This is a genomic window from Microlunatus capsulatus (genome assembly GCF_017876495.1).
Classification (GTDB): Bacteria; Actinomycetota; Actinomycetes; order Propionibacteriales; family Propionibacteriaceae; genus Microlunatus; species Microlunatus capsulatus.
Genome location: NZ_JAGIOB010000001.1, coordinates 572,201 through 595,418, shown reverse-complemented (window position 1 = coordinate 595,418; position 23,218 = coordinate 572,201). Strand labels below are relative to the sequence as shown.

Sequence of the window (23,218 nt, the reverse complement as noted above, 5' to 3'; positions counted from 1 at the left end):
GGCGCGGGTCCGCGCGGGACGGGTGGGGTGTCCGGACCTCGACGGCGGCGGCGGTGCTGTCGGCGCGGCGTTCGCCCTGCCGGAGGCCCGGACACGTCCAGGATTCCGGCGTGCTGCCGGTCACAGATGCAGGAACCTGCGGAGGACGGACTCGAAGACCGCGGGCTGGTCGGCGTGCACCCAGTGCCCGGCCCCCTTGACCGCGACGCTCTGCACCCGGGGGAACAGCGCCCGCATGACGTCGGCGTGCTCGGGGCGGACGTAGTCCGAGCGGCTGCCGCGCACCCAGAGCACCGGCCCGGGGTAGGGCTCGGCGTGCCACGGGTCGCCCGTGAGGTCGGGCCAGCCGGCGACCGCGGGCAGCTCGTCGCCCAGCAGGCGCAGGTTCATCTGCCAGCGCCAGCGGCTCCCGTCGCGGCGGAGGTTCTGCAGCAGGAACGAGCGGATGACCGGGTCGGGGACGAAGGGCTCCAGCGTCGCCTCCGCGCTGGCGCGGTCGGGCAGGTGCTCCAGGTCGACGGCGCGCATCCCCTCGACGTAGGTGCCGAAGCTGCTCATCGGGCCGGTGGGCACGGGGGCGACGTCGACGACGACCAGCCGCTCGACCAGCTCCGGGCGCAGCAGGGCCAGCGCCATGGCGACCTTGCCGCCCATCGAGTGCCCGACGACGGCGTAGGGCTCGCCCCCGCCGTCGACGACCAGGGCGTCGCCGACCACCTCGGCCATCGCCGGGTAGGCGAGCTGCTCCGACCAGGCCGAGCGGCCGTGGTCGGGCAGGTCGAGCAGCGTGACCCGCGCCGTCGCCGCCAGCGAGCGGCCGAGCGTGGTCCAGTTCTTGCCCTGCCCGAACAGCCCGTGCAGGAACAGCACCCGGGGACCGGCCTCGCCCAGCCGGGTGGTGTGCAGGGTGCCCGCTGCGGCGGGGGAGGCGGTCACCGGCGGCGCTCCCAGCAGCTCGTGTGCCAGTGCCGGCGCTCGTCGACGCCGCTGCTGACGTGCCAGGCGGGCTCGGCCGGCCAGACGACGACGTGGGCCACCCCGACGGGGATCTCCTGCGAGCAGCCGGGGCAGCGGTAGGTCTTGACGGCCGAGGCGCCGGGGATGCTCCGCACCAGCCAGCGGCCGTCGGACTTGGCGGCGGCGCCGGCGTGGCCGGCGCCCAGCGGGCGGGCGGTGCGCAGGTGCTTGCTGGGACGCTTGGCCATCAGCCGAGCCGTCCCGCGGGGACCCGCCCGTCCGCCGTCCGCAGCGCGTGCAGAGCCAGGTCGGGGTCGTCGGCGGCGGCGAGCTGCTCCAGCAGCCGGGCGGGCCGGTGCCCGGGCTCGGCCGTCTCGGCGAACACCTGCTGCTGGCGGGCCAGCGTCGCCGCCGGGCCCAGCGCGGCGAGCTGGTCGAACGGGCGCGGCATCCGGCAGCCGAGAGCCATCCCGGTGTCGACGTCGGCCGCGGTGGCGTAGCGGTCGCCCACCATCGTCGCCACGTCGTTGAGGTAGGGGACCAGCAGCGCCTCGGGCAGCTCCCCGGCCCGCGAGGCGGCCGGCGCCGGGACTGGTCCGGGGGCGTCGGTCGGGCCGTCGGCGTCGTAGGTGTAGAAGCCGCGGCCGCTCTTGCGGCCCAGCAGCCCGGCCTCGACCAGCGAGGTCAGCAGCGGCGTCGGCAGGTGCCGGCGGTCCCCGGTCTGCTCGTGCAGCCGGTGCAGGACGGCGGTGGTGACGTCGTGGCCGACGAGGTCCAGCAGGGCCAGCGGCCCCATCGGCAGCCCGGCACCCACCATGGCGGCATCGATCTCCTCGCGGGTGGCGAACCCGCGCTCGTACCAGGAGGCGGCGTGGTTGAGGTAGGGCACCAGCAGGGCGTTGACGACGAAGCCGGCCCGGTCGGTGCAGGCGATGGTCGTCTTGCCCAGACCCTCGAGGACGTCGCGGGCCCGCTGGAGGGTCGCGGGGGCCGTCAGCACCGTGGCGATCACCTCGACCAGGGGCTGCACGGGAGCCGGGTTGAAGAAGTGGACGCCGACGACGCGGGAGGGGTCGGAGGTGCCGGCGGCCAGCGCGGTCACCGACAGCGACGACGTGTTGGTGGCCAGCAGGGCGTCGGGGCCCACGACGGCGTCCAGCCGCGCGAAGACGGCCTGCTTGAGAGCCGCGACCTCGGGGACGGCCTCGACGACGACCTCGCAGCCGGCCAGGTCGGCCACGTCGGTGGTGTAGGTGACCCGCGCCGTCAGGGCCTGCGCGCCGGCGTCGTCGAGCTTGCCGCGCTCGACCGCCCGGGCCGTGGAGGTGGCGAGCCGCTGCCGCGCCCGGTCCAGGGCGGCGGGCTGCTCCTCGAGCCCGACGACCGACCAGCCGCCGCGGGCGAACACCTCGGCGATCCCGGAGCCCATCGCCCCGAGCCCCACCACACCCGCTCGTCCGCGCTCCGCCACAGCGCGAGTCTGCCACGCGCGCACCGGTCGGCCGCGGGCGCGGGCGCCGGTAGGTTGTCCCGGTGCGTCTCGTGATCGCTCGCTGCCAGGTCGACTACGCCGGTCGGCTCACCGCCCACCTGCCGATGGCCACCCGGCTCATCCTGGTCAAGGCGGACGGCTCGGTCTCGGTGCACGCCGACGACCGCGCCTACAAGCCGCTGAACTGGATGAGCCCGCCGTGCACGCTCGTCGAGCTGCCGCCCCCGCCGCCCGATCAGGACATCGTCCCCGGGCCGGAGCCGCTGACCGCCCTGTGGGAGGTGCGGGGGCGCGACGGCGACACCCTGCAGATCTCGCTCGCCGAGGTGCTGCACGACTCCTCCCACGAGCTGGGCGTCGACCCGGGCCTGCAGAAGGACGGCGTCGAGGCCCACCTGCAGGCCCTGCTGGCCGAGCACCCGGAGACCTTCGGGCCCGGCTGGTCGCTGGTGCGCCGCGAGCACATGACCGCCATCGGCCCCGTCGACCTGCTCTGCCGCGACGCCACCGGGCGCTACGTGGCCGTCGAGGTCAAGCGGCGCGGCGACATCGACGGCGTCGAGCAGCTGACCCGCTACCTGGAGCTGATGCGCCGCGACCCGCTGCTCGGCGCGGTGCAGGGCGTCTTCGCCGCCCAGCAGATCAAGCCTCAGGCCCGCGTCCTGGCCGGTGACCGCGGGATCACCTGCGTGACGGTCGACTACGACGTGCTGCGGGGCATGGACAACGCCGACGAGCGGCTGTTCTGATCCTCGTCGTCCGGGACGTCCTGGCTGTCCTGGACGTCCGGCGCCTCCCCGCCCTCCGCTGACGCGGTCTCGTCCGGCATGGCGTCCGCTGGCGACGTCGGGTCCTCGGCCAGGGCGAGGTCCGGGACGTCGGGCAGGCTGTCGGCGGTCTCCACGGCGAGCGCGGACAGCGACGTCAGCTGGCTGAGCATCGCCTGCTTGCGGCGGGTCAGCAGGTCCTGCTCCTGGCGCAGCTGGCGGCGGCGCCACGCGAACTCCTGGCGGGAGCGCTCCTCGACCGTCGCGGCCTGCTGCCGGGCGGCCGCGAGCAGCTGGTCGGCCTCGGCCTGCGCCGCCTGCCGGATCCTCTCGACCTCGGCCAGCGCCTCGGCCCGGAGCCGGCCCGCCTCCTCCGACTCGGCCGCCAGGTGCTCGGCGGAGCGGCGGTGCAGGGCGGTGGACTCGGCCAGCGTCTGCTCGATCCGGGCCCGGAGGTCGTCGGACTCCCGCGTCAGCTCGGCCAGCACGCGCTCGCGCTCGGCCGCGGCCTCCTGGCGGACGGCCAGCACGTCGCGCTCGGCGTCGGAGCGCAGCGTCGTGGCCCGCAGCTCGGCGGCCTCGACGGCGGCCCGGGCCTGGCCCTCGGCCTCGTCGTGGATGGCGCCGGCCTCGAAGCGGGCCGCCTGCAGCAGCTGCTCGGCCTCGGCCCGGGCCGAGGCCAGCAGCGTGCCGGCCTCCTGCTCGGCCTGGCGCCGCAGCGCGTCGAGGCGGGCGAGCTCGGCCCGGCGGACCTCGTCGAGCTCGGCGACCGCGTGGTCGCGCAGGGTCTGCACCTCGTGCTCGGTCTGCTCGGTGAGCCGGTCGGCGTCCGCGGCGGCCCGGCCGGTCAGGTCGAGGGCCTGCTCCTCGGCGATCCGCAGGATCTCCTGGGCGCGGCCGCCCAGCCCGCTGTAGTCGGCCGCCGGGGCGGCGGCCGGCGCGGCGTCACGCTCGGCCTGCAGCTGCGCGTAGTGGGCGGCGAGGGTCTCGTAGGCGTGCCGCAGCTCGGTGATCTCGGCGTGGGCGTCGCGGGAAAAGGTGTCGACGGCCGCCTTGTCGTAGCCCCGGCGGACCACCGGGAAGCCGTAGGTGGTGCTGTTGTCCTGCTGCCCGCTGGTCACGTCCGCTGCTCCTGGTGAGTCCCCGGGTCGGCTGCCGCCCGACCGCGGAGGTCAGCCTAGTGCGCCCGGACCGGCCCGCCGGGGGGTGCCCGGCGGGCGGCGGGCCGCCGGTCAGCGCCGGTCGGAGTCCTCCGGGCGGCGCTGCAGGTGCTCGGTCCCGGCGGGCAGGTCGGCGGCCGCGATCATGATCGTCGCGTCCCCGTCGAGCGGCGGCAGCTCCATCCCGCGCGGTGCGGTCTCGTCGCGCCGACCCGCGTCCTCGGCGGGCCCGGCGTCGGCGTCGTGCTCCTCGACGACCGCCTGCTCGGCGGTGTCGTCGTCGCCGTGCTCGTCCCGCTCGTGCTCGTCCGGCTCGTCCTGGGGCTGCTGGTCGAGGTCCTGCTCGTCGTGGGGCTGCTCGTCGTGGTCCTGCTCCGGCTCGGCGGGCGGGGCGGGCGGGGCGGACACGGCGGCCCGCACCGTCGTCTCGGCCTCGTCGCCGGCGGGCAGCTCCTCGCGCCCGGGCTGCTGGGTGTCGTCGCCGTCCCGCTCCAGCTCGTCGAGGTCGGGGAAGGTCTGCGCCGTCTGCTCGGCCAGGGCCGACAGGCTGGCCAGCTGGCTGAGCACGGCCTGCTTGCGCTGGCTGAGCAGCTCGGTCTCGCGGCGGAGCTGCTGCTTGCGCCAGGAGAACTCCTGCTGCGTGCGCTCGCGCAGCGCGGCGACCTCCTGCTGCGCGGCCGCGAGCCGGGCGTCGGCCTCCTGGGCGGCGGCCACCTTGGTGGCCTCGGCCTCGGCCAGCGCCTCGGCGCGGATCCGGGCGGCGTCGGCGACGTCGGACTCGAGCCGCGCCCCGGCCTCGGCGTGGTGGGCGGTGGCCTCGGCGAGCAGGGCCGCGGTGGCACCCTGGGCGTCCTCGTGCACGGCCCGCAGCTCGACGAGGGCCTGCTCGCGGGCGACCGCGATCTCCTGCCGGGCCTCGGCGGCCTCGCGCTCGACGGTCCGGCGGAGGTTCTCGGTGTCGAGGTAGGCCTCCTGGCGCACGCTCTGCGCGTCGTGCTCGCTCTGCCGGCGCAGCGACTCGGCCTGCCGGGTGGCCGCGGCCACGATCGCCTCCGCGTCCGCCCGGGCGTGCTCGACCTGGGCCCGGACCTCCTCGTGCAGCCGGACCCGCAGCTCGTCGATCTGCGCGACCCCGCCGGTGCGGATCTCCTCGCCCTGCCGGGCGGCGTCGCGGCGGATGCCGTCGGCCTCGCGGCGGGCCAGCTCCTTGGTCCGCTCGGCCTCGGCCGCGGCGTTCTCGGTCAGGTCGCGGGCCTGCTCCTGGGCCAGCCGGAGGATGTCGCTGGCCCGGCCGCCCAGCTCGGAGTAGTCGACCTCGGGCGGGTGGGCCGCGCGCTCGGCCTGCTCCTGGCGCACCCGGTCCAGCTCGTCGCGGACCTCCTGGGCCTGCCGACGGGTGGCCACCACCCCGGCCTCCAGGCTGCGGACGTACTCGTCCACCGCCGAGCGGTCGTAGCCGCGCAGGGCGGTGGGGAAGCTGCCGGCGGCGCTGGCGGCGTCGTCGAACAGCCCCAGGCCGGTGTTGTCAGCTGAGCTCACGGGTGGTGTCCTCTCTGTCCCCGCCCTCGCGACCTGCGGCGGGCGGGGGTGACGTCGGCCCCCGGCGGGCGGGAGCCGGTCGGGCCGTCAGGCGTGCTCCGGCGGCGCGGCGGGCTCGACCAGCTCGACCAGCACACCACCGGCGTCGTGCGGGTGGACGAAGTTGATCCGGGACCCCCGGGTCCCGGTCCTGGCTGCATCATAGAGCAGCCGCAACCCCCGGGAGCGGAGCACGCGGGCCGCCTCGTCGACGTCGGCCACCCGGTAGGCGAGCTGCTGCAGGCCCGGGCCGGAGCGCTCCAGGAAGCGGGCGATGGGGGACTCCGGGGAGATCGGCGCCAGCAGCTGGACCTGCGCCCCCGCCCCGTCCGCGGTCGCGCCGAGCATCGCCTCGGCGACGTCGGCGTCGGCGTTCTCCTCCCGGTGCAGGAGCACCAGGCCCAGGACGTCGGTGTGGAAGGCGATGGCGGCGTCGAGGTCGGGCACGGCCAGGCCGACGTGGTCGACCGCCAGCAGACCGGGGAGCCCGGGACCGCCGTCCGGCTCGGGGGCACCGCCGTCGTCGTCGCGCTGGGGCATGCGCCCAGGGTGCCAGACTGGGCCGGCGCGGGGCCGCCGGGCACCGCAGCAGGAGGTCGGAGATGGGTGCGGTCGTCGTCGCCGGGGTACGGACGCCGGTGGGCAAGCTGCTGGGCTCGCTGTCGGGGCTGAGCGCGGTCGAGCTGGGCGGGCTGGCCATCGCGGGGGCGCTGGAGCGGGCCGGGCTCGACCCCGGGCAGGTCGACTACGTCGTCATGGGCCAGGTGCTGCAGGCCGGCAGCGGCCAGATCCCCGCCCGGCAGGCCGCCGTCCGGGCCGGTATCCCGATGAGCGTGCCCGCGCTGACGGTCAACAAGGTGTGCCTGTCGGGCCTGAACGCGATCGCCCTGGCCGACCAGCTGATCCGTGCCGGGGAGTGCGAGGTCGTGGTCGCCGGCGGCATGGAGTCCATGAGCCAGGCCCCGCACCTGCTCACCGGCTCGCGGGCCGGCCACCGCTACGGACCGGTGACGATGCTCGACCACCTGGCCCACGACGGCCTCGAGGACGCCTTCACCGACCAGCCGATGGGCGCGCTCACCGACGCCCACGACACCGGCGACGTCGCCGTCAGCCGGGCCGACGCCGACGCCTTCGCCGCCCGCTCGCATCAGCGGGCGCTGGCCGCCACCCGCGCGGGCGTGCTGGGGGAGGAGATCGTCGCGGTCCGGGTGCCGCAGCGCCGCGGACCGGACGTCGTCGTCGACGCCGACGAGGGCATCCGCGCGGGGGTGACCGCCGAGTCCCTCGGCCGGCTGCCCCCGGCCTTCTCGGCCGACGGCTCGATCACCGCGGGCTCGGCCAGCCCGATCTCCGACGGCGCGGCGGCCGTCGTCGTCGCCAGCCGGGAGGCGGCGGAGCGGCTGGGCCTGCCGGTGCTGGCCGAGATCGGCGCGCACGGCATGGTCGCCGGCCCCGACTCCTCGCTGCAGCTGCAGCCGGCCCACGCGATCGCCAAGGCCTGCGCCAAGGCGGGGCTGGACGTCGCCGACCTCGACCTGGTGGAGATCAACGAGGCCTTCGCCGCCGTCGGCGTGGCCAGCGCCCGGGCGCTGGGCCTCAGCCCGGCCGAGGTCGACGCGAAGGTCAACGTCAACGGCGGCGCGGTCGCGCTGGGCCACCCCATCGGGGCGTCCGGGGCGCGGCTGGTCCTCACCCTGGTGATGGAGCTGGCCCGGCGCGGCGGCGGCACCGGGGTGGCGGCGCTCTGCGGCGGCGGGGGGCAGGGCGACGCCCTCGTCCTGCGGGTGCCGGCCGGAGCCGGGAGCGCGGGCCGCTGAGCGGGTCCGGCGGGCTCGACGCCCTGCTGGCGGGGGTCCGGGCCGGACGGCCCCGGGCCGTCGGCCGGCTGATCAGCCTGGTCGAGGACGGCTCGGCGGCGCTGCCCTCCATCATGGCGGCGCTGGCGCCCGACACCGGCCGGGCCTTCGTCGTCGGGGTGACGGGGCCGCCCGGGGCGGGCAAGTCGACGACGGTGACCGCCCTGGTCCGGGCCCTGCGGGCGCGGGGGGAGCGCGTCGGCGTGCTGGCCGTCGACCCCACCTCGCCCTTCACCGGCGGGGCGCTGCTGGGCGACCGGGTGCGGATGCAGGAGCACGCGCTGGACGACGAGGTGCTCATCCGCTCGATGGCCACCCGCGGGCACCTGGGCGGGCTGGCCGTGGCCGCGCCGCAGGCCCTGCGGGTCTTCGACGCGGCGGGCTGCGCGACCGTCGTCGTCGAGACGGTGGGGGTGGGCCAGTCCGAGGTCGACGTCGCCGCCGCGGCCGACGCCGCCGTCGTGCTGCTGGCCCCGGGGATGGGCGACGGCGTGCAGGCGGCCAAGGCGGGGATCCTCGAGATCGGCGACCTCTTCGTGGTGAACAAGGCCGACCGCGACGGCGCCCAGCCGCTGGTCCGCGAGCTGCGCTCGATGGTCGGGCTGGCCGACCGGCCGCCCGGGGCGTGGAAGCCCCCGGTGCTGACCACGGTGGCCAGCGAGGGGACCGGGGTGCCGGAGCTTCTCGACGCCCTGGACCGCTTCCGGGTCGCGCAGGCGGCGAGCGGGGACCAGGCCCGGCGGCGGCTGCAGCGCTCCCGCCGCGAGGTCGAGGGGCTGGCCCTGGCCACCCTGGCGGGGCGGCTGCGCCGGGAGGGCTCGGCGGCCCTGGACGACCTGGCCGCCGCGGTGCGCGACGGCGGCACCGACCCCTACGCCGCAGCGGCCGCGCTGCTGGCCCGGACCGACCTGCGGTGAGCGGGGAGCTGACCGCCGCCCTGGAAATGCAGCGCCAGTGCGCGGTAGAAGGCCCGGAAAGCCCTCTCCGCGCGCACTGGCGCTGCATTTCCAGGGCCGACGCGCGCGGCGTGCCTGCTGGCCCCCTCGGCCGGGGTGGGATAGACAAGGGCGCGACATCCTGCGTGCGGATCCGGAAGGGGGGACGTCCGACGTGAAGTGGACCAAGAAGATCCTGTTCGTGCTCGTCGTGGGCTTCTGCCTGTTCTACCTGGTCCAGCAGCCCGAGGGGGCGGCGGAGGCCGTCCGCACCGTCTTCGGCGCGCTCGTCCGCGCCTTCCAGGCGATCGTCACCTTCTTCACCACCCTCGCCGCGTAGCCCGCGTGCCGGGCCTCGTCGAGTGGCTCGACCCCCACGTCGAGCGCTACCTGCTCCTCAGCGAGCAGGAGTACGTCGTGCTGGAGGTCTACAAGCACTGGATGGCCAGCATCGGCGCCTGGACCCGGCTCGTCATCGCCGTCCCGGTGCTGATCAGCTCGTGGGCCTTCGAGCCGCCGCTGTTCTGGGTGCTGTTCGTGCTGGCGCTCGGCGTCAGCGCCCAGGCGCTCTACAGCATCGTCGACGAGTACCGCGACCGCTTCGTCATCACCAACCAGCGGGTGTTCCGCGTGCACGGGACCTTCTCGGTCCAGCGGGCCAGCGTGCCCCTGGGCCGGATCCTCGACATCACGGTCAAGAAGCCGCTGGTCGGGCGGATCTTCAACTACGGTCACTTCGTGTTCGAGTCCGCCGCCCAGGTCCAAGGGCTCAGCGAGGTGCGGTTCGTCCGCGACATCGACGCGCGCGACCGCACCCTGCAGGAGACGATGCAGCGGGCCGGCCTGCGGGCCACCGCGCCGCAGCTCGGGGACGACGGCACGTGAGCGGTCGACGCCGCGCCCTGCCGTTCGACCCCATCCAGGAGGCGTCACGGCTGTGGGCGGAGCAGTGGAGCGCCGACGAGACGCCCCGGATGCGCGCCGTCACCTCGCTGATGCGCGTGCACCAGCTGGTGCTCACCGAGCTCGACGAGCTGCTGCGCCCGCTGGGTCTCACCTTCGCCCGCTACGAGGTGCTGGTGCTGCTCTCGTTCTCGCGCCGCGGCTCGCTCTCGCTGGGCACGATCGGCGAGCGGCTGCAGGTGCACGCCACCTCCGTCACCCCGCTGGTCAACCGGCTGGAAGCGGCCGGGCTGCTGGTCCGCAACCCGCACCCCGAGGACGGCCGTGCCGTGCTGGCCGCCATCACGCCGCAGGGCAGGGCCGTCATGCAGCAGGCCACCGAGGCGATCGTCGGCGCCGACTTCGCCCTCGGCGCGCTGAGCGACGCCCAGTGCGACGAGCTCACCGCCCTGCTGACGACGCCCCGTCGCGCCGCCGGGGACTTCGAGCTGCCCGAGGACGCCTGAGGTGGCCGGTTCGACCGCGCCGGTCCGGGTGCTGGCGGTGGCCGACACCGACTCCTACCTCAAGTGGGGCGTGGCCACCCTGGCCACCCTGCCCGCCGGCTGGCAGAGCCGGCAGGTGCTGCTGCGCAACGCCGTGATGCCCTCACCGGCGCAGGTGGCGGCGGCCGGCCGGGCGGGCGGGGACCCGGCGACGCCGGTGGAGACCCTCGGCCTGCCCGCCCTCGCCGCGCTGCTGCTGCGGGAGCGCCCCGACGTCGTCCTGCTGGCCTGCACCGGGCCCGTGGTCGCGCGGCTGACGGCCCTGCCGGTGCTGCGCGGCGCCCGCCGCCCGGTCCTGCTGACGGGGCTGCCGGGGATCAGCATCCCCGCCTCGCCGCGCGCGGTCTCGTTCCGCCGCAGCTGCGACCTCTTCCTCGTGCACAGCCACCGCGAGCGGGTCGCGTTCCTGCGGGCGGCGGACGGGATCGCCCCCCAGCTCGGCTTCGGGCTGGCCCGGCTGCCCTTCCTGCCCGCGCGGCCGCTGCCCGTCGTCGACCCGGCCGAGCGACCCGACGCCCCGCTGGTCTTCGCCTCCCAGGCCCGGGTGCCGCCCGCGCGGGAGGACCGCGAGCACGTCCTGCGCTCCCTCGCCGCCGCGGCCCCGGCCGTGGTGAAGCTGCGGGCGGGCGCCGGGGAGCAGCAGACCCACCGCGAGGAGCACCCGTACGACGTGCTCTGGGCCGACCTCGTGGCCCGCGGCGAGGTCGCGCCGGACGCCGTCACCTTCGCCACCGGCGGGATGGCCGAGGCCGTCACCGCGTCCCGGGGTCTGGTCACGGTCTCCTCGACGGCGGCCCTGGAGGCGATCGCGCTGGGCCGCCCGCTGCTGGTGGCCGACGACTTCGGCGTCTCGGCCGAGATGATCAACCTCGTCTTCGAGGGCTCGGGCTGCCTGGGCCCGCTCGACGCGCTGGCCGACGGCGGGCTGCGCCGCCCCGACCCCGACTGGCTAGCCGACAACTACTTCCACCCCGACGAGGACGCCGACTGGCTGGTCCGGCTCGGGGCGCTGGTGGAGACGCGCCGGGGCGGCGGACTGCCGCCCGTCCCGCCCGGTCCGCCGTCGACGCCCGGGCAGGTCGTCCGGCAGCACCTGCGGCTCGCCTTCTCGGTGCGCGGGGTGGCCCGCGGCGAGCGGGTGCTGACGGCTCTCAGGCGGACGTCGCGCGTGCTGCGAGCACCCGGTCGCACAGCTCGCGGACGGCTCCCTGGCCGCCCGGGCGGCGCAGCACCAGCCGCGCCACGGCCAGCACCTCCGGCCGCGCGTCCGACACCGCCACCGGCCAGCCCACCATCCCCAGCGGACCGAGGTCGTTGACGTCGTTGCCGAGGTAGGCCACCCGGGCCGGGTCCAGGCCCTGCGCGGCCAGCCAGCCCGTCAGCGCGGCGACCTTGTCGTCCACGCCCTGCAGCACCTCGACGCCCAGCTTGGCCCCGCGGGCGCTCACCACCGGGTTGCGCTCCTTGGAGACGATGAGCACCGGGACGCCGGCCGCGCGCAGGGCGGCCACCCCCATCCCGTCGGCCCGGCTGACCCGGACGGCCTCGTGCCCGGCGGCGTCCACCAGGGCGGCGTCGTCGGTGTGCACGCCGTCGAAGTCGGTGACGACGGCGTCGACGTGCACGGGCTCGTCGGCGCGCGCGTCGACCAGCGCGGCCAGCGCCTCGGCCATCGCGAGCTCCGCCGGGCTGTCGATCTCCAGCGCCGTCGCCTCGGGGACGGCCACCGCCGCCGTGCGGCCGAAGAAGCGGTGGCCCGCGGCCCGGAAGCCGGCGACGTCGACGACGTAGAAGCCCCCCGTCTCGCGCCAGTCGGGCTCGCGGTCCTGCCGGCGCGGGCGGTGGCTGGCGTCGTGGTTGACCCCGGCGACGGTGCGCACGGCGCCGGCGCCCGGCTGCGCGCGCCAGAGGAACTCATAGGTCTCGACGGCGGAGAAGGCGGAGTCGGCGTGCCCGTCGGCGACCAGGGCGACCCCGGCGTCGAGGTCGGCCGGGTCGAGGAACGGGCTGGTGCACTGCACGAAGAGCAGCGTCGTCGGCTCGCCGTCGAGAGCGTCGAGGGCGTGCAGGAGGGCCGACTCCGAGGTCGCGGTGTCCCCGGACAGCGCGGGTGGGCGGCGGACGACGTGCGCGCCGGCGGCCGCGGCGGCGTCGGCGATGGCGTCGTCGTCGGTGCTGACCACCACGAGGTCGACCCGGGCGGCGGCCCGGCAGGCGCGGACGGCCCGGACCACCAGGGGCACCCCGCCGACGCGGCGCAGGTTCTTGCCCGGCACGCCCTTAGACCCGCCGCGGGCGGGGACGACGGCCACCGTGCGCAGCTGCTCAGCACCACTCATGCGGCGCACGCTAGGTCGTCCACCTTGCCGCGACGTGAACAGCAGGTGTCCCGTGACCGCCTCAGCCCGCGGGGCGGATCCGGTGGTTGCGCAGGTGCTCGTAGACCACCGAGGTGCGGACGTCGGCCACCTCGGCCCGCTCGGTGAGGGTGTCCACGACGAAGGCGTAGAGCGCCTCGTTGTCGGGCACGGCGACGTGCAGCAGGAAGTCCTCGGTGCCCGAGGTGACGAAGACCCCGAGGATGTCCGGCAGCCCGGCCGCCCAGGAGCGGAAGCCCTCGATCACCCGGCGCGACGGCGGCCGGATCCGCACGGCGACGAGCGCCTGGACCGGCCGGCCGAGAGCGGCCAGGTCGACGTCGAGGATCGCGCCGCGCAGCACCCCGCGCTCGCGCAGGGCCCGGGTGCGGTCCAGCGCGGTGGTGGGGGAGACGCCGACGGCGGCGGCCACGTCGCGGTTGGTCCGCCGTGCGTCCACCTGCAGCTCGCGCACGATCGCCGCATCAAGTGCGTCCAGGACCACCTGTGGACCTCCTCCGCCGGATCATGTACGGATCGCTTGCGGCTCTCCGGGACGCGTGCCTAGCCTCGTCCGCGTGAACCGTACGACGAGCCAGCAGTCCGCGCCAGCCCCGGACACCGACGAGACCGCCGACGCACGGGTCGGCTTCCGGCCCGAGGAGGTCGACACCGCCGCCCCCACCCGGGCCGCCCGGCTCAAGTGGGTGGTCGTCGTCGACGAGGCGCTGCCGCCCGGCCGCGCCGTGAACGCCGCCGTCTGCGCGGCCGCGGCGACCGGGGTGGGGGTCGAGGGCCTGCTGGGACCGGACGCCGTCGACGCCGACGGCTCCACCCACCGCGGGCTGCCCTGGGCGGGCTGCACGGTGCTGGGCGCCGGCGCGGACCGGCTGGCCGACCTGCGGGCGCGGGCCGTGGCCGCGGAGGGGGTCTTCGTCGCCGACATGCCGCACGCCGCGCAGTCGACCCGGGTCTACGACGAGTACCGGGCGGCGGTGGCGGCCAGCCCGGCCGGGGAGCTGGGGCTGGCCGCCGTCAGCGTCGTCGGCCCGCGCAACCGGGTGGACCGGCTGGTCAAGGGGCTCGCGCTGCTGGCCTGAGGGGAGCCGGCCGGCTCCCCCAGGACCGGGACCTCAGCGGCGGTCGAAGGTCCGGGGGTCCGGCCCGAGCCGCCCGCCGGTGTCCACCTGCGCGATGGTGGCCAGGTCGTCGTCGTCGAGCGCGAAGTCGAAGATCGCGATGTTCTCCGCGATCCGGCTGGGCGTCACCGACTTGGGGATCACGACGAGCCCCAGCTGCACGTGCCAGCGCAGCACCACCTGGGCGGGCGTCCGGCCGACCTTGCGGGCGACGGACCGGACCCGCTCGTCCTCCAGCAGGCCCTTGCCCTGGCCGATCGGGCCCCACGACTCGGTGAGGATGCCGTGCTCGGCGTGGTAGGCGCGCAGCTCGGCCTGCGGGAACTGCGGGTGCAGCTCGATCTGGTTGACGGCCGGCACGACGCCGGTCTCGGCGGCCAGCTTCTCGAAGTGCTCGACCTCGAAGTTGGAGACGCCGATGCTGGCGATCCGGCCCTCCTCCTGCAGCCGGACGAAGGCCTTCCAGGTGTCGGTGTAGAGGTCGAACATCGGCAGGGGCCAGTGGATGAGGAACAGATCCAGCACGTCGAGGCGGAGCTTCTCCATGCTCGCGTCGAAGGCCCGGAGGGTGGAGTCGTAGCCCTGCTCGCCGTTGGTGAGCTTGGTGGTGACGAACACGTCCTCGCGGGCGACGTCGGAGGCGGCCAGCGCGGCGCCGACGCCCTCCTCGTTCTGGTAGCCCTGGGCGGTGTCGATGAGCCGGTAGCCGGCCTCCAGGGCCGTGGTCACCGCGACCTCGGTCTCGTCCTGGGGGATCTGGAACACCCCGAACCCCAGCTGGGGGATGGTGCGGCCGTCGTTCATGGTCAGGGTGGGGACGTCGGGCACGGGGCTCCTCGGTGTGGTGGTGGGTCGTGGTGCAGGCCGAGGACGACCCTAGTCACCGGTCCGACGCCCCTGCAGGCGCCCCCCGCGGTGGCCCGGGCGCCCCTAGCATGACCGGGTGCCCGTGCCCCCGCCCCGTCAGCACCTCGTCGTGGTGGGCGCCGACACCACCGCGGTCCGGCTGGTCGAGGAGCTGGTCCGGACCGGTGAGGAGGTGGTGGTCCTCGCGCCCGGCGGCGGGGACCCGGGCGCGGTCGCCGACGTCGAGGCCCTCGGTGCCCGGGTGGTGGCGGCGCCCCGCCGGGTGGGCGAGGCGGACCTGCGCGCGGTCGGCGTGCCGGGGGCCCGCGCGGTGGTCCTGCTGGGCGACGACGACGTCGGCGCCCTCCGGCTCGCGCTGGTGGTGGAGGAGCTGGCGCCCGAGGTGCGGCTGGTCATCGAGATGGCCAACCCCCGGCTGGGCACCACGCTGACCGAGCTGATCGGGGACGTCACGCTGCTGTCGCCGGCCGAGCTGGCCGGCCCGGCCTTCGTCGCCGCCGCGCTGGCCACCGCCGACACCCAGGCCTTCGAGATCGGCGGCCGGATGGTCGCCGCCGGCCCGCGCGAGCGGGTGACCGGCGAGGAGCTGGCCGTGCTGGCCAACTCCCGGCTCACGGGCATCGAGGCGGTGCTGCCCGCCGGCCCGGGCGACGTCGTGCTGGGCACCGCGCTGGTGGCCCCGCCGCGCAGCGACGCCCGGCGCAGCGGCGTCCCGGGGGCGCTGGCCCGGGTCTTCGACCGGCGGGCCCGGGTGGTCGTCGTCGGCATCGTCGTCCTCGTGCTGCTCAGCACCCTGTACTTCCACGCGGGCGGCAGCAGCTGGCTGGTCTCCCTCTACCGCGCGCTCACCACCTCCACCGACACCGGCGACGGCGACCTGGGCGACCTGAGCGTGCCGTTCCGCTTCGGCGCGGTGGCCATCCAGCTGTTCGGGCTGGTGCTGTCGGCCGGCATCACCGCCGTCATCGTCGACGCGCTGGTCAGCGCCCGGCTGGCGGCGATCACCGGTGGGGTCCGCGGCCGGCCGCGCCGCCACGTCGTCGTCTGCGGGCTGGGCCGGGTGGGCACCGCCGTCGCGGCCCAGCTGAAGGCGCGCGGCGTCCCCGTGGTGGCCGTCGAGCGCAGCGAGGACGTGCCCGGCGTGCTGGAGGCCCGGCGGCTGCGGATCCCGGTCGTCATCGGGCCGGCCAGCGACGCCGCCGCCCAGGCGGTCGCGGGCATCGCCCGGGCCGTGGCCGTCGTCGCGGTCACCGACGACGAGGCGGTGAACCTGGAGATCGCCCTGGTCGCCCGGGACGTCAACCCCCGGGTCCGGGTGGTGACGCGGATGTTCGACCACGAGCTGGCCGCCCGCGTCGAGCGACGGCTGGAGCTGGGCACCACCCGCAGCGTCTCGATGCTGGCGGCGCCGGCCTTCGCCGCCGCGGCCCTGGGCCGTCGGCGGGAGGTGATCTTCCCCGTCGGACGCCGCGTGCTGCTGTTCACCGAGGTGACGGTGCACGCCGGCTCGGCGGCCCCGGGGCGGTCGCTGTGCTCGCTGGCCGAGGAGGGAGTGTCGCGGCTGCTGGCGGTGGCGCCCGCCGGTGGCGGCTGGGACTGGCGGTGGGCCGACCGTCCCGTCGAGGCCGGCGACCGGCTCGCGGTGGTGGCCACCCGGGCGGGCCTGGCCCGCATGCTGCGGGCCACGAAGGCCGTCCGGCCGCCCGCCGGGACCCCCGGGACGTAGCGAACCCGGAGCGCTGCCTGCTCGGGGGTTCAGGTAGCGGTCCGGGTTCACCCGCCACATCGTCGCGGGGGCCGCCGGCGTTACACGTCTGCCGGATCTTTTTTTCGGCTGCCCCTCAGGCGGGGGTGCGCGGGTCGGCCAGCGGCCACCCGCCCAGGGCCAGCCGGGAGCGGACCCGGTCGACGTCGGCCGGCCGGGGCAGGTCGGCGGTGATCTTGGTGATGACCGTGCCGATGTCGGTGTCGTCGATCGGCAGCCGGCCCTCGCGGCCGAGCTCGACGGCCACCGCCCGGACCTCCTCCGGCGTCAGCCGGCGGGCCAGCACGGCGACCAGGGGGATGTAGTCCGACTCCGGCACGCCGTCGGGGTAGCCCGCGCGGAGCCAGCCCACGACCGAGGCCAGGAAGCTGCTGAGGGGCACGTCAGCTCCCGAACAGCTGCTTGCCGAAGATCACCACGACGATGCCGAAGACGACCGCCAGGGCGGTGACGCCGAAGCACAGCACGGCCAACGTCTTGCCGCCCGTCGAGGCGCGGCTGCTGATCTCGCCGCCGTCGGCCGCCAGCAGCACGCGGTCGCTCTCCAGCGCCCGGACGCCGAGGGCGAACAGGGCGGGCAGGCCGGCGCCGAGCAGCAGGCCCACGGCCACGACCTGCCACAGGGCCTCGAGGGACTTGGTCAGGATCTCCACGTCGGGCTCCTCAGGCGTTCACGGTCGGGCGGACCGGGTCGGCGGCGGGGACGAGCCCGCCGTCCCAGTCGGCGTTGACGTTGGAGTGGTCGATGGCGTTCTTGCGCGAGTGGCGGAAGATCGCCGTCGCGGCGGCGACCAGGACGACGAAGACGAGCGCGACGCCCGCCCAGCCGCCGACCAGGTGCGCCAGGCCCCAGCACAGGGCGCCGACGACGGCGGCCGCGGGCAGCGTGATGACCCAGGCGACGGCCATCCGGCCGGCGACGGCCCAGCGGACCTCCGCGCCCTTGCGGCCGAGGCCGGTGCCGAGGATCGAGCCGGTGGCGACGTGCGTCGTCGAGAGCGCCATGCCGAGGTGGCTGGAGGAGAGGATGATCGCCGCGGAGGCGGTCTCGGCGGCCATGCCCTGCGGGGAGCTGATCTCGACCAGGCCCTTGCCCAGCGTGCGGATGACCCGCCAGCCGCCGATGTAGGTGCCGGCGGCGATGGCCAGCGCGCAGGCGGCCTTGACCCAGAACGGGATGGCGCCGAGGTCGGTCCAGCTGCCGTAGGCGATCAGCGCCAGGGTGATGACGCCCATCGTCTTCTGGGCGTCGTTGGTGCCGTGGGCCAGCGAGACCAGCGACGCGGAGCCGATCTGGCCCCAGCGGAAGGCGCGGTCGCGGCGCTCCTCGGGCACCTTGGCGACGGTCCGGAAGATCAGCCGGGTGCCGACGGCGGCCACCAGGCCGGCGACGACGGGCGCGGCGACGGCGGGGATGACGATCGAGGAGATGACGCCGTCCCACTTGACGCCGGAGAGCCCGAGCGCGGCGATGGCGGAGCCGATGAGGCCGCCGAAGAGTGCGTGGGAGGAGGAGGAGGGGAGCCCCAGCAGCCAGGTCGCCAGGTTCCAGAGGATGCCGCCGACCAGGCCCGCGAAGACGATGGTGAGGATCGGCGTCCCCATCAGGGCCGCGACGGGTGCGCCGTCGGACCCCTGGATGTTGACGACCTTGTTGCTGACGGTCAGCGCCACCTCGATGGAGAGGAAGGCGCCGACGAGGTTGAGCACCGCCGAGAGGGCCACCGCGACCTTGGGCTTGAGGGCACCGGTGGCGATGGAGGTGGCCATCGCGTTCGCGGTGTCGTGGAAGCCGTTGGTGAAGTCGAAGACCAGCGCCGTCGCGATCACGATCGCGAGGATGAACAGGGGTTCGGTCACGGGAAGATCGTCGTCCTTCTCACGGGTGCGCGTCGATCCGGAGCGGCCCCGGGACGCAGAGGTTCACGAAGTGTTCATCTGGCGCCGCGCTGCGCCGACCTGGGGTTCAGGTCCAGTACAGGAGCGGGGCGCCGGGCAGCCGGGAAGCCAGCTCGGTGGAGAACCAGGAGCGCATCTCGGCCATGGTCTGACGGGGGTAGACGTACTTGACGCCGCCGAACTTGGAGCGCTTCTGGGTGCGGGCGTCCTCGTCCATCTCGAGCTTGGTGTGCGGGTACCAGCCGAGCAGGACGTCCTTGCTGGCCGGGGTGAACCGGTGGGTGATGATCTCGGTCGTCAGGTCGAGGTCGGGGACCCCGTCCAGGGCCAGGCCCACCTGGTCGAGCAGGTCGGCGTAGCCCTCGCGCCAGCCCGGGTAGGCCATCACCGGGGCGATGGTCAGCCCGACGCGGTAGCCGGCCAGGGCCAGCGAGCGCAGCGCCGTCAGCCGGCCGGCGAGCGGTGAGGTCCCGCCGTCGAAGCGGCGGGCCAGCTCGGGGGCGTTGACGGAGAACCGGACGCGGGTGCGGCGCTGGTGGTCCACGGCCAGCAGGTCGGCGACGTCGTCGAACTTCGTCGTGAAGCGCAGGGAGACGCCGTCGCCGTAGCGGCCGGCGCCGACCCGGCGGACCGCCTCGGCCAGCGAGCCGGTGACGTGCTCGATGCCCAGCGGGTCGGTGTAGCAGGAGAGCTCGAAGGTGGTGCCCTCGTGCCCGCGCTCGGCGGTACCGCTGGTGACGGTGCCGAGCCCGGCGTGGGTGCGGACGCCGTCGAGCACCTCGTCGAGGTTGGCGTAGACCCGCGTGACGGGCGGGCCGCTGAGTGAGCCGGCCAGGTAGCAGTACTGGCAGTGCGCCGGGCAGCCCTTGGCCAGGTCGATGCGCCAGTCCGCGCTGGGCGGGATGGGCTGCGGCTTGAGCGCGCTCGGCGGGGCCACGACGACGGCCAGCGTCGTCTTGGCCCGGGCGTAGGTCTCCCGCTCGGTCTCCCCGCGCAGGCCGGTCAGCCGGTCGTTGGTGAGCAGGGTGATGTCCTCGACGCCGGCCGCCTCGCAGCGGCGCAGGATCTCGGCGGTGTGCGGCTGCTCCGCTGCGGCCCGGGTGACCAGGACGCGCTTGGGCGTCCAGAGCCGGGTGGGGGCGGGGGCGGCGGGGAGGTCGATCAGCGGGGCGGTCATCGAGGGGTACAACGCCCCCGCCGGGGCCGATCTTCCGGTCGGGGTACGCACGGGCCGTGGCGGGCGTCACGTTGCGCACCCCACCCTGAGTTGTCAGCGCCGGTGGTCGCCGGGGCCACCACCGGCGCTGACGGGTCGGTGGGTCAGCCGCCCAGCGTCGCGGAGACGACCGCGCGGGCCTCCTCCTGCACCCGGGCCAGGTGCTCGGGGCCCTGGAAGGACTCGGCGTAGATCTTGTAGACGTCCTCGGTGCCCGAGGGGCGGGCGGCGAACCAGGCCGAGGCGGTGGTGACCTTGAGGCCGCCGATCGCCGCGCCGTTGCCGGGCGCCGTCGTCAGCTTGGCGGTGATCTCCTCCCCGGCCAGCTCCGTCGCCTCGACGGCCGACGGGTCCAGCTTGGCCAGCTTCGCCTTCTGCTCGCGGGTCGCCGGGGCGTCGACCCGGGCGTAGGCGGGGGAGCCGTGCCGCTCGGTGAGGGCGGCGTAGTGCTGGCTGGGGGAGAGCCCCGTGACGGCCTGGATCTCGCTGGCCAGCAGGGCCAGCAGGATGCCGTCCTTGTCGGTGGTCCAGGTGCTGCCGTCGCGGGCCAGGAAGGACGCGCCCGCGGACTCCTCGCCGCCGAAGGCGATCTCGCCGGTGCGCAGCCCGGGCACGAACCACTTGAAGCCGACGGGCACCTCGAGCAACGTCCGGCCGAGGTCGGCGGCGACCCGGTCGATCATCGAGGACGAGACCAGCGTCTTGCCGACCGCCGCGTCGGGCCGCCAGCCCGGCCGGTGCCCGTAGAGGTACTGGATGGCGACGGCGAGGTAGTGGTTGGGGTTCATCAGCCCGGCGTCGGGCGTGACGACCCCGTGCCGGTCGGAGTCCGCGTCGTTCCCGGTCGAGATCTGGAAGCGGTCCTTCTGGCCGATCAGGCTGGCCATCGCGTTCGGCGAGGAGCAGTCCATCCGGATCTTGCCGTCGGTGTCCAGGGTCATGAAGGACCACTGCGGGTCCACCTTCTCGTTGACCACCGTGAGGTCCAGGCCGAGCCGGTCGGCGATGTAGTCCCAGTACTGGACGCTGGCCCCGCCCATCGGGTCGGCGCCGATGCGCACGCCGGCGTCGCGGATCGCGTCGAGGTCGAGGGCGTTGCGCAGGTCCTCGCAGTAGGCGCCGAGGTAGTCGAAGCGGACCAGCCGGTCGCTGACCTCGGCGAAGGGCCGGCGCCGGATGGGCGACGGGTCGCCCAGCAGGGCGTTGGCGCGGTCGGCGATGACGCTGGTGGCGTCGGAGTCGGCCGGACCGCCGTGCGGGGGGTTGTACTTGAAGCCGCCGTCGCGGGGCGGGTTGTGCGAGGGGGTGACGACGATGCCGTCGGCGGCCTGGGCGTCGCCCTCGGGCAGCTCGGCGTTGTGCACCACGATGGCCCGCGAGACCGCGGGCGTCGGGGTGAAGTCGTCGTCGCCCTCGCAGCGCACGTCGACGTCGTTGGCCAGCAGCACCTCGATCGCCGTGGTCCAGGCGGGGCCCGAGAGCGCGTGGGTGTCCTTGCCGAGGTAGAGCGGCCCGGCGATCCCCTGCGCGGCCCGGTACTCCACGATCGCCTGGGTGGTGGCGGCGATGTGCGCGTCGTTGAACGCGGTGTCCAGGCTGGAGCCCCGGTGCCCGGACGTGCCGAAGACGACCTGCTGGTCGGGGTCGGCCGGGTCGGGGACCAGGTCGTGGTAGGCCGAGACCACGGCATCGACGTCGATGAGGTCTTCGGGGAGAGCCGGTTGACCGGCGCGCGGGTGAGCCATGCCCGCCATTGTGGCCGAACGGGCTCCGGCGCGGGAGGTGGGCCGTCCGGGGCGGGCCCGGCGGCCGGGACGGGTGAGACCTCGACGGGCCCCCGGGAGCCGTGCGGCAGGATGGGGCGCATGAGTTCGTCCAGCTTCAGCCGTGCCGGTGCCATCGACCTCTCCCAGCTCGCCGCGCGGGCCCAGCAGCCGCCCGCGGGCGCGGCCGGGTCCCCCCGGGGCGGGGCCAGCTACGTGCTCGAGGTGACCGAGCAGACCTTCGAGGCCGAGACGATCCGGCGCTCGGTCCAGCACCCGGTCGTCGTCGAGCTGTACTCCCCGCGGGTCTCCTCCGGCGCCCAGCTGTCGGCGGCGCTGGCCGAGATCGCCAACGCCTCCGAGGGCAAGTTCCTGCTGGCCCGGCTGGACGTCGACACCGCGCCCGGGATCGTCCAGGCCCTCCAGCTGCAGGCCGTGCCCACCGTCATCGCGCTGATCGGCGGCCAGGTGGCGCCGTTGTTCCAGGGCGTGCTGCCCAAGGCCGAGGTGCAGGCCTACCTCGACCAGCTGCTGACCGCCGCGGTGGCCAACGGCGTCGTCGGCCGTGCCGACCCCGTCGGCGGGCCCGCCGAGCCCGACGAGGAGGCCGAGGCGGGTCCCGACCCGCGCTTCGCCGCCGCCGACCAGGCCATCGAGAACGGCGACTTCGACACCGCCGTCGCCGAGTTCGACCGGCTGCTGCAGGCCGACCCGAACGACGCCGAGGCCAAGGCGGGCCGCGCCCAGGCCGGCCTCTTCGCCCGCGCCTCCGGGCTCGACCCGCAGGCCGTGCTGACCGCCGCCTCGACCTCGTCGTCGGTCGAGGACCAGCTGGCCGCGGCCGACGTCGAGATGCTGACCGGCCAGGCCGAGCTGGCCTTCGCGCGGCTGACCGCCCTGGTGCGGCGCACGGCCGGGGACGAGCGCAACACCGTCCGGGTCCGGTTGCTGGAGCTCTTCGAGACCCTCGGCAACGCCGACGAGCGGGTCCTCAAGGGCCGCCGCGACCTGATGTCCGCCCTGTTCTGAGCCCCCGGCTCACCCCAGCGCGGCGGCCAGCCGGCCGGCCAGGGCGCCGACGGCCGCCCGCAGCTCGGGCCCACCCTCGACGGTGAGCGGGAAGGGGATGGCCGCCAGCCACTCCCCGGCGTACATCTCCGGGTTGTCGGTGGTGCCGGTGAGCCGGCACGACTCCGCGTCGACGGCGACCAGCTCGCCCATGGTGGGGCTCACCCAGGGCGCGACGGCCTCCACCGGCGCCCCGAGCACGACGCTGGTGGCGAAGGCCCGGCCCGTGCCGAGGTGCCGCTCCAGCCAGCCGACGGCGTCCAGGTCGGCCGGCGGCACGCAGCGGGCGGTCAGCACCTCGAGGGTGACGACGCGGTCCACCCGGTAGGTCCGGGGCGCGTCCGGCCCGTGGGCCAGGCCCAGCAGGTACCAGAGACCGCCGCGCACGACGACGGCCCAGGGCTCCACCTGCACGGTGTGCGGGACGCCGGACCGCGGCCGGTAGCCGATCCGCACCTGCCGGCGGTCGGCCACCGCCTCGACCAGCCGGCTCGTGGTGTCCGGGTCGGGCCGCGCGGTGCGCCGCGGCGGGGCCGCCAGCGCGTGCTCGCGCAGCAGCGCGGCCTGCCGGCCGACGTCGGGGGGCAGCGCGCTGATGATCTTGCCCAGCGCCGCACCCACCGGCTCGCCCGCGTCGGCGGCGGCGTGCTCGCCGTCGAGCACCGCCATCACCAGCCCCAGCGCCTCGGTGCTGCTGAACACCAGCGGGGGCAGCTTGAGCCCGCGGCCCAGCCGGTAGCCGCCGTAGCGGCCGGGCGTGGAGTCGACGCTGATGTCGGCCTCGCGCAGGATGGCGACGTAGCGGCGGGCGGCGCGGTCGGAGACCCCCAGCCGGGTCGCCAGGTCGGCCGCGGTGAGCCCCGGGTGGCGCTGCAGCAGCTCGAGGGTCCGCAGCGCGCGGGCGGTGGGGCTGCCGTCGTCGACGATCACGTCGTCAGTGAACCAGGA

24 protein-coding genes and 1 pseudogene are annotated in these 23,218 nt (G+C 75.7%); 10 read left to right on the top strand and 15 right to left on the bottom strand.

Features of this window, described 5'->3' with window-relative positions; all coding sequences use genetic code 11:
- Window positions 1–120 precede the first annotated feature (120 nt).
- From JOF54_RS02715 to JOF54_RS21720, 3 genes are read right to left on the bottom strand one after another with little or no spacing between them, the layout of a single operon-like run.
- Window positions 121–936 carry an alpha/beta fold hydrolase gene (locus tag JOF54_RS02715; protein ID WP_210052768.1) on the bottom strand — a complete coding sequence of 272 codons (816 nt, stop codon included), beginning with the start codon at window positions 934–936 and terminating at the stop codon, window positions 121–123.
- Entirely contained in the window at window positions 933–1,205 is a 273-nt protein-coding gene (locus JOF54_RS02710; protein WP_210052766.1) for an Rv1322 family protein, read from the bottom strand. Before JOF54_RS02710 ends, JOF54_RS02715 begins: the two co-directional genes overlap by 4 nt.
- Complete coding sequence (locus JOF54_RS21720; RefSeq protein ID WP_307803763.1) at window positions 1,205–2,428, bottom strand: 3-hydroxyacyl-CoA dehydrogenase; 1,224 nt, start codon at window positions 2,426–2,428, stop codon at window positions 1,205–1,207. Before JOF54_RS21720 ends, JOF54_RS02710 begins: the two co-directional genes overlap by 1 nt.
- Before the next feature lie 62 nt (window positions 2,429–2,490).
- Here JOF54_RS21720 and nucS point away from each other — a divergent pair, with 62 nt between their 5' ends.
- On the top strand, window positions 2,491–3,198 hold the full coding sequence (nucS, locus tag JOF54_RS02700) for an endonuclease NucS (protein ID WP_210052764.1): 708 nt from the start codon (window positions 2,491–2,493) through the stop codon (window positions 3,196–3,198).
- Here the strand turns inward: nucS and JOF54_RS02695 are convergent.
- The 3 genes from JOF54_RS02695 to mce form a co-directional block, all read right to left on the bottom strand.
- Complete coding sequence (locus JOF54_RS02695) at window positions 3,150–4,337, bottom strand: coiled-coil domain-containing protein (RefSeq protein WP_210052762.1); 1,188 nt, start codon at window positions 4,335–4,337, stop codon at window positions 3,150–3,152. The genes nucS and JOF54_RS02695 overlap by 49 nt on opposite strands.
- Before the next feature lie 111 nt (window positions 4,338–4,448).
- Window positions 4,449–5,915 carry a DivIVA domain-containing protein gene (locus tag JOF54_RS02690; RefSeq protein WP_210052760.1) on the bottom strand — a complete coding sequence of 489 codons (1,467 nt, stop codon included), beginning with the start codon at window positions 5,913–5,915 and terminating at the stop codon, window positions 4,449–4,451.
- Window positions 5,916–6,002: 87 nt separating this feature from the next.
- Window positions 6,003–6,494, bottom strand: coding sequence for a methylmalonyl-CoA epimerase (gene mce, locus JOF54_RS02685; RefSeq protein WP_210052759.1), 492 nt, complete (start codon window positions 6,492–6,494; stop codon window positions 6,003–6,005).
- Window positions 6,495–6,556: 62 nt separating this feature from the next.
- Between mce and JOF54_RS02680 the strand changes: the two genes are divergently transcribed.
- From JOF54_RS02680 to JOF54_RS21715, 6 genes and pseudogenes are all read left to right on the top strand, one after another.
- The gene (locus JOF54_RS02680) at window positions 6,557–7,774 is read left to right on the top strand and encodes an acetyl-CoA C-acetyltransferase (protein ID WP_210052757.1); all 1,218 of its coding nucleotides are present in this window, start codon (window positions 6,557–6,559) and stop codon (window positions 7,772–7,774) included.
- Window positions 7,702–8,730 carry a methylmalonyl Co-A mutase-associated GTPase MeaB gene (meaB, locus tag JOF54_RS02675; RefSeq protein ID WP_372443504.1) on the top strand — a complete coding sequence of 343 codons (1,029 nt, stop codon included), beginning with the start codon at window positions 7,702–7,704 and terminating at the stop codon, window positions 8,728–8,730. Before JOF54_RS02680 ends, meaB begins: the two co-directional genes overlap by 73 nt.
- Window positions 8,731–8,923: 193 nt before the next feature.
- Entirely contained in the window at window positions 8,924–9,088 is a 165-nt protein-coding gene (locus JOF54_RS02670; RefSeq protein WP_210052754.1) for a hypothetical protein, read from the top strand.
- Between the two features lie 5 nt (window positions 9,089–9,093).
- Window positions 9,094–9,633, top strand: coding sequence for a PH domain-containing protein (locus JOF54_RS02665; protein ID WP_210052751.1), 540 nt, complete (start codon window positions 9,094–9,096; stop codon window positions 9,631–9,633).
- Window positions 9,630–10,157 (top strand): MarR family winged helix-turn-helix transcriptional regulator, encoded by a 528-nt coding sequence (locus JOF54_RS02660; protein WP_307803762.1) that lies wholly within the window; start codon window positions 9,630–9,632, stop codon window positions 10,155–10,157. The genes JOF54_RS02665 and JOF54_RS02660 overlap by 4 nt, the downstream gene beginning before the upstream one ends.
- Window position 10,158: 1 nt before the next feature.
- Window positions 10,159–11,193, top strand: a pseudogene (locus tag JOF54_RS21715) (DUF6716 putative glycosyltransferase); the annotation flags it as partial.
- A 154-nt stretch (window positions 11,194–11,347) separates the two neighbouring features.
- Here the strand turns inward: JOF54_RS21715 and JOF54_RS02655 are convergent.
- Window positions 11,348–12,535 carry an acylneuraminate cytidylyltransferase gene (locus JOF54_RS02655; protein ID WP_210052748.1) on the bottom strand — a complete coding sequence of 396 codons (1,188 nt, stop codon included), beginning with the start codon at window positions 12,533–12,535 and terminating at the stop codon, window positions 11,348–11,350.
- Between the two features lie 61 nt (window positions 12,536–12,596).
- A complete protein-coding gene (locus JOF54_RS02650; RefSeq protein WP_210052746.1) occupies window positions 12,597–13,058 on the bottom strand; it encodes an Lrp/AsnC family transcriptional regulator in 462 nt (153 codons plus the stop codon).
- Window positions 13,059–13,131: 73 nt separating this feature from the next.
- Here JOF54_RS02650 and JOF54_RS02645 point away from each other — a divergent pair, with 73 nt between their 5' ends.
- Entirely contained in the window at window positions 13,132–13,653 is a 522-nt protein-coding gene (locus JOF54_RS02645) for a DUF2000 domain-containing protein (protein ID WP_210052744.1), read from the top strand.
- 33 nt (window positions 13,654–13,686) lie between these two features.
- Here JOF54_RS02645 and JOF54_RS02640 read toward each other — a convergent pair whose 3' ends face one another.
- Entirely contained in the window at window positions 13,687–14,496 is an 810-nt protein-coding gene (locus JOF54_RS02640) for an aldo/keto reductase (RefSeq protein WP_210059294.1), read from the bottom strand.
- A 139-nt stretch (window positions 14,497–14,635) separates the two neighbouring features.
- Between JOF54_RS02640 and JOF54_RS02635 the strand changes: the two genes are divergently transcribed.
- Window positions 14,636–16,285, top strand: coding sequence for an NAD-binding protein (locus JOF54_RS02635; RefSeq protein ID WP_210052742.1), 1,650 nt, complete (start codon window positions 14,636–14,638; stop codon window positions 16,283–16,285).
- A gap of 115 nt (window positions 16,286–16,400) precedes the next feature.
- Here the strand turns inward: JOF54_RS02635 and JOF54_RS02630 are convergent, their stop codons facing one another.
- The 5 genes from JOF54_RS02630 to pgm form a co-directional block, all read right to left on the bottom strand.
- On the bottom strand, window positions 16,401–16,706 hold the full coding sequence (locus JOF54_RS02630; protein WP_210052740.1) for a DUF3349 domain-containing protein: 306 nt from the start codon (window positions 16,704–16,706) through the stop codon (window positions 16,401–16,403).
- A 1-nt stretch (window position 16,707) separates the two neighbouring features.
- Window positions 16,708–16,977: a hypothetical protein gene (locus JOF54_RS02625; RefSeq protein WP_210052738.1), complete on the bottom strand. Its 270-nt coding sequence runs from the start codon at window positions 16,975–16,977 to the stop codon at window positions 16,708–16,710.
- 10 nt (window positions 16,978–16,987) lie between these two features.
- On the bottom strand, window positions 16,988–18,184 hold the full coding sequence (locus JOF54_RS02620; protein WP_210052736.1) for an inorganic phosphate transporter: 1,197 nt from the start codon (window positions 18,182–18,184) through the stop codon (window positions 16,988–16,990).
- A gap of 106 nt (window positions 18,185–18,290) precedes the next feature.
- Window positions 18,291–19,400 (bottom strand): spore photoproduct lyase family protein, encoded by a 1,110-nt coding sequence (locus tag JOF54_RS02615; RefSeq protein ID WP_245357935.1) that lies wholly within the window; start codon window positions 19,398–19,400, stop codon window positions 18,291–18,293.
- Window positions 19,401–19,543: 143 nt separating this feature from the next.
- The gene (gene pgm / locus JOF54_RS02610) at window positions 19,544–21,184 is read right to left on the bottom strand and encodes a phosphoglucomutase (alpha-D-glucose-1,6-bisphosphate-dependent) (protein ID WP_210052734.1); all 1,641 of its coding nucleotides are present in this window, start codon (window positions 21,182–21,184) and stop codon (window positions 19,544–19,546) included.
- A 120-nt stretch (window positions 21,185–21,304) separates the two neighbouring features.
- Between pgm and JOF54_RS02605 the strand changes: the two genes are divergently transcribed.
- The gene (locus JOF54_RS02605; RefSeq protein WP_210052732.1) at window positions 21,305–22,231 is read left to right on the top strand and encodes a tetratricopeptide repeat protein; all 927 of its coding nucleotides are present in this window, start codon (window positions 21,305–21,307) and stop codon (window positions 22,229–22,231) included.
- Between the two features lie 9 nt (window positions 22,232–22,240).
- Here JOF54_RS02605 and JOF54_RS02600 read toward each other — a convergent pair whose 3' ends face one another.
- Complete coding sequence (locus tag JOF54_RS02600) at window positions 22,241–23,200, bottom strand: helix-turn-helix transcriptional regulator (RefSeq protein ID WP_307803757.1); 960 nt, start codon at window positions 23,198–23,200, stop codon at window positions 22,241–22,243.
- Window positions 23,201–23,218 lie beyond the last annotated feature (18 nt).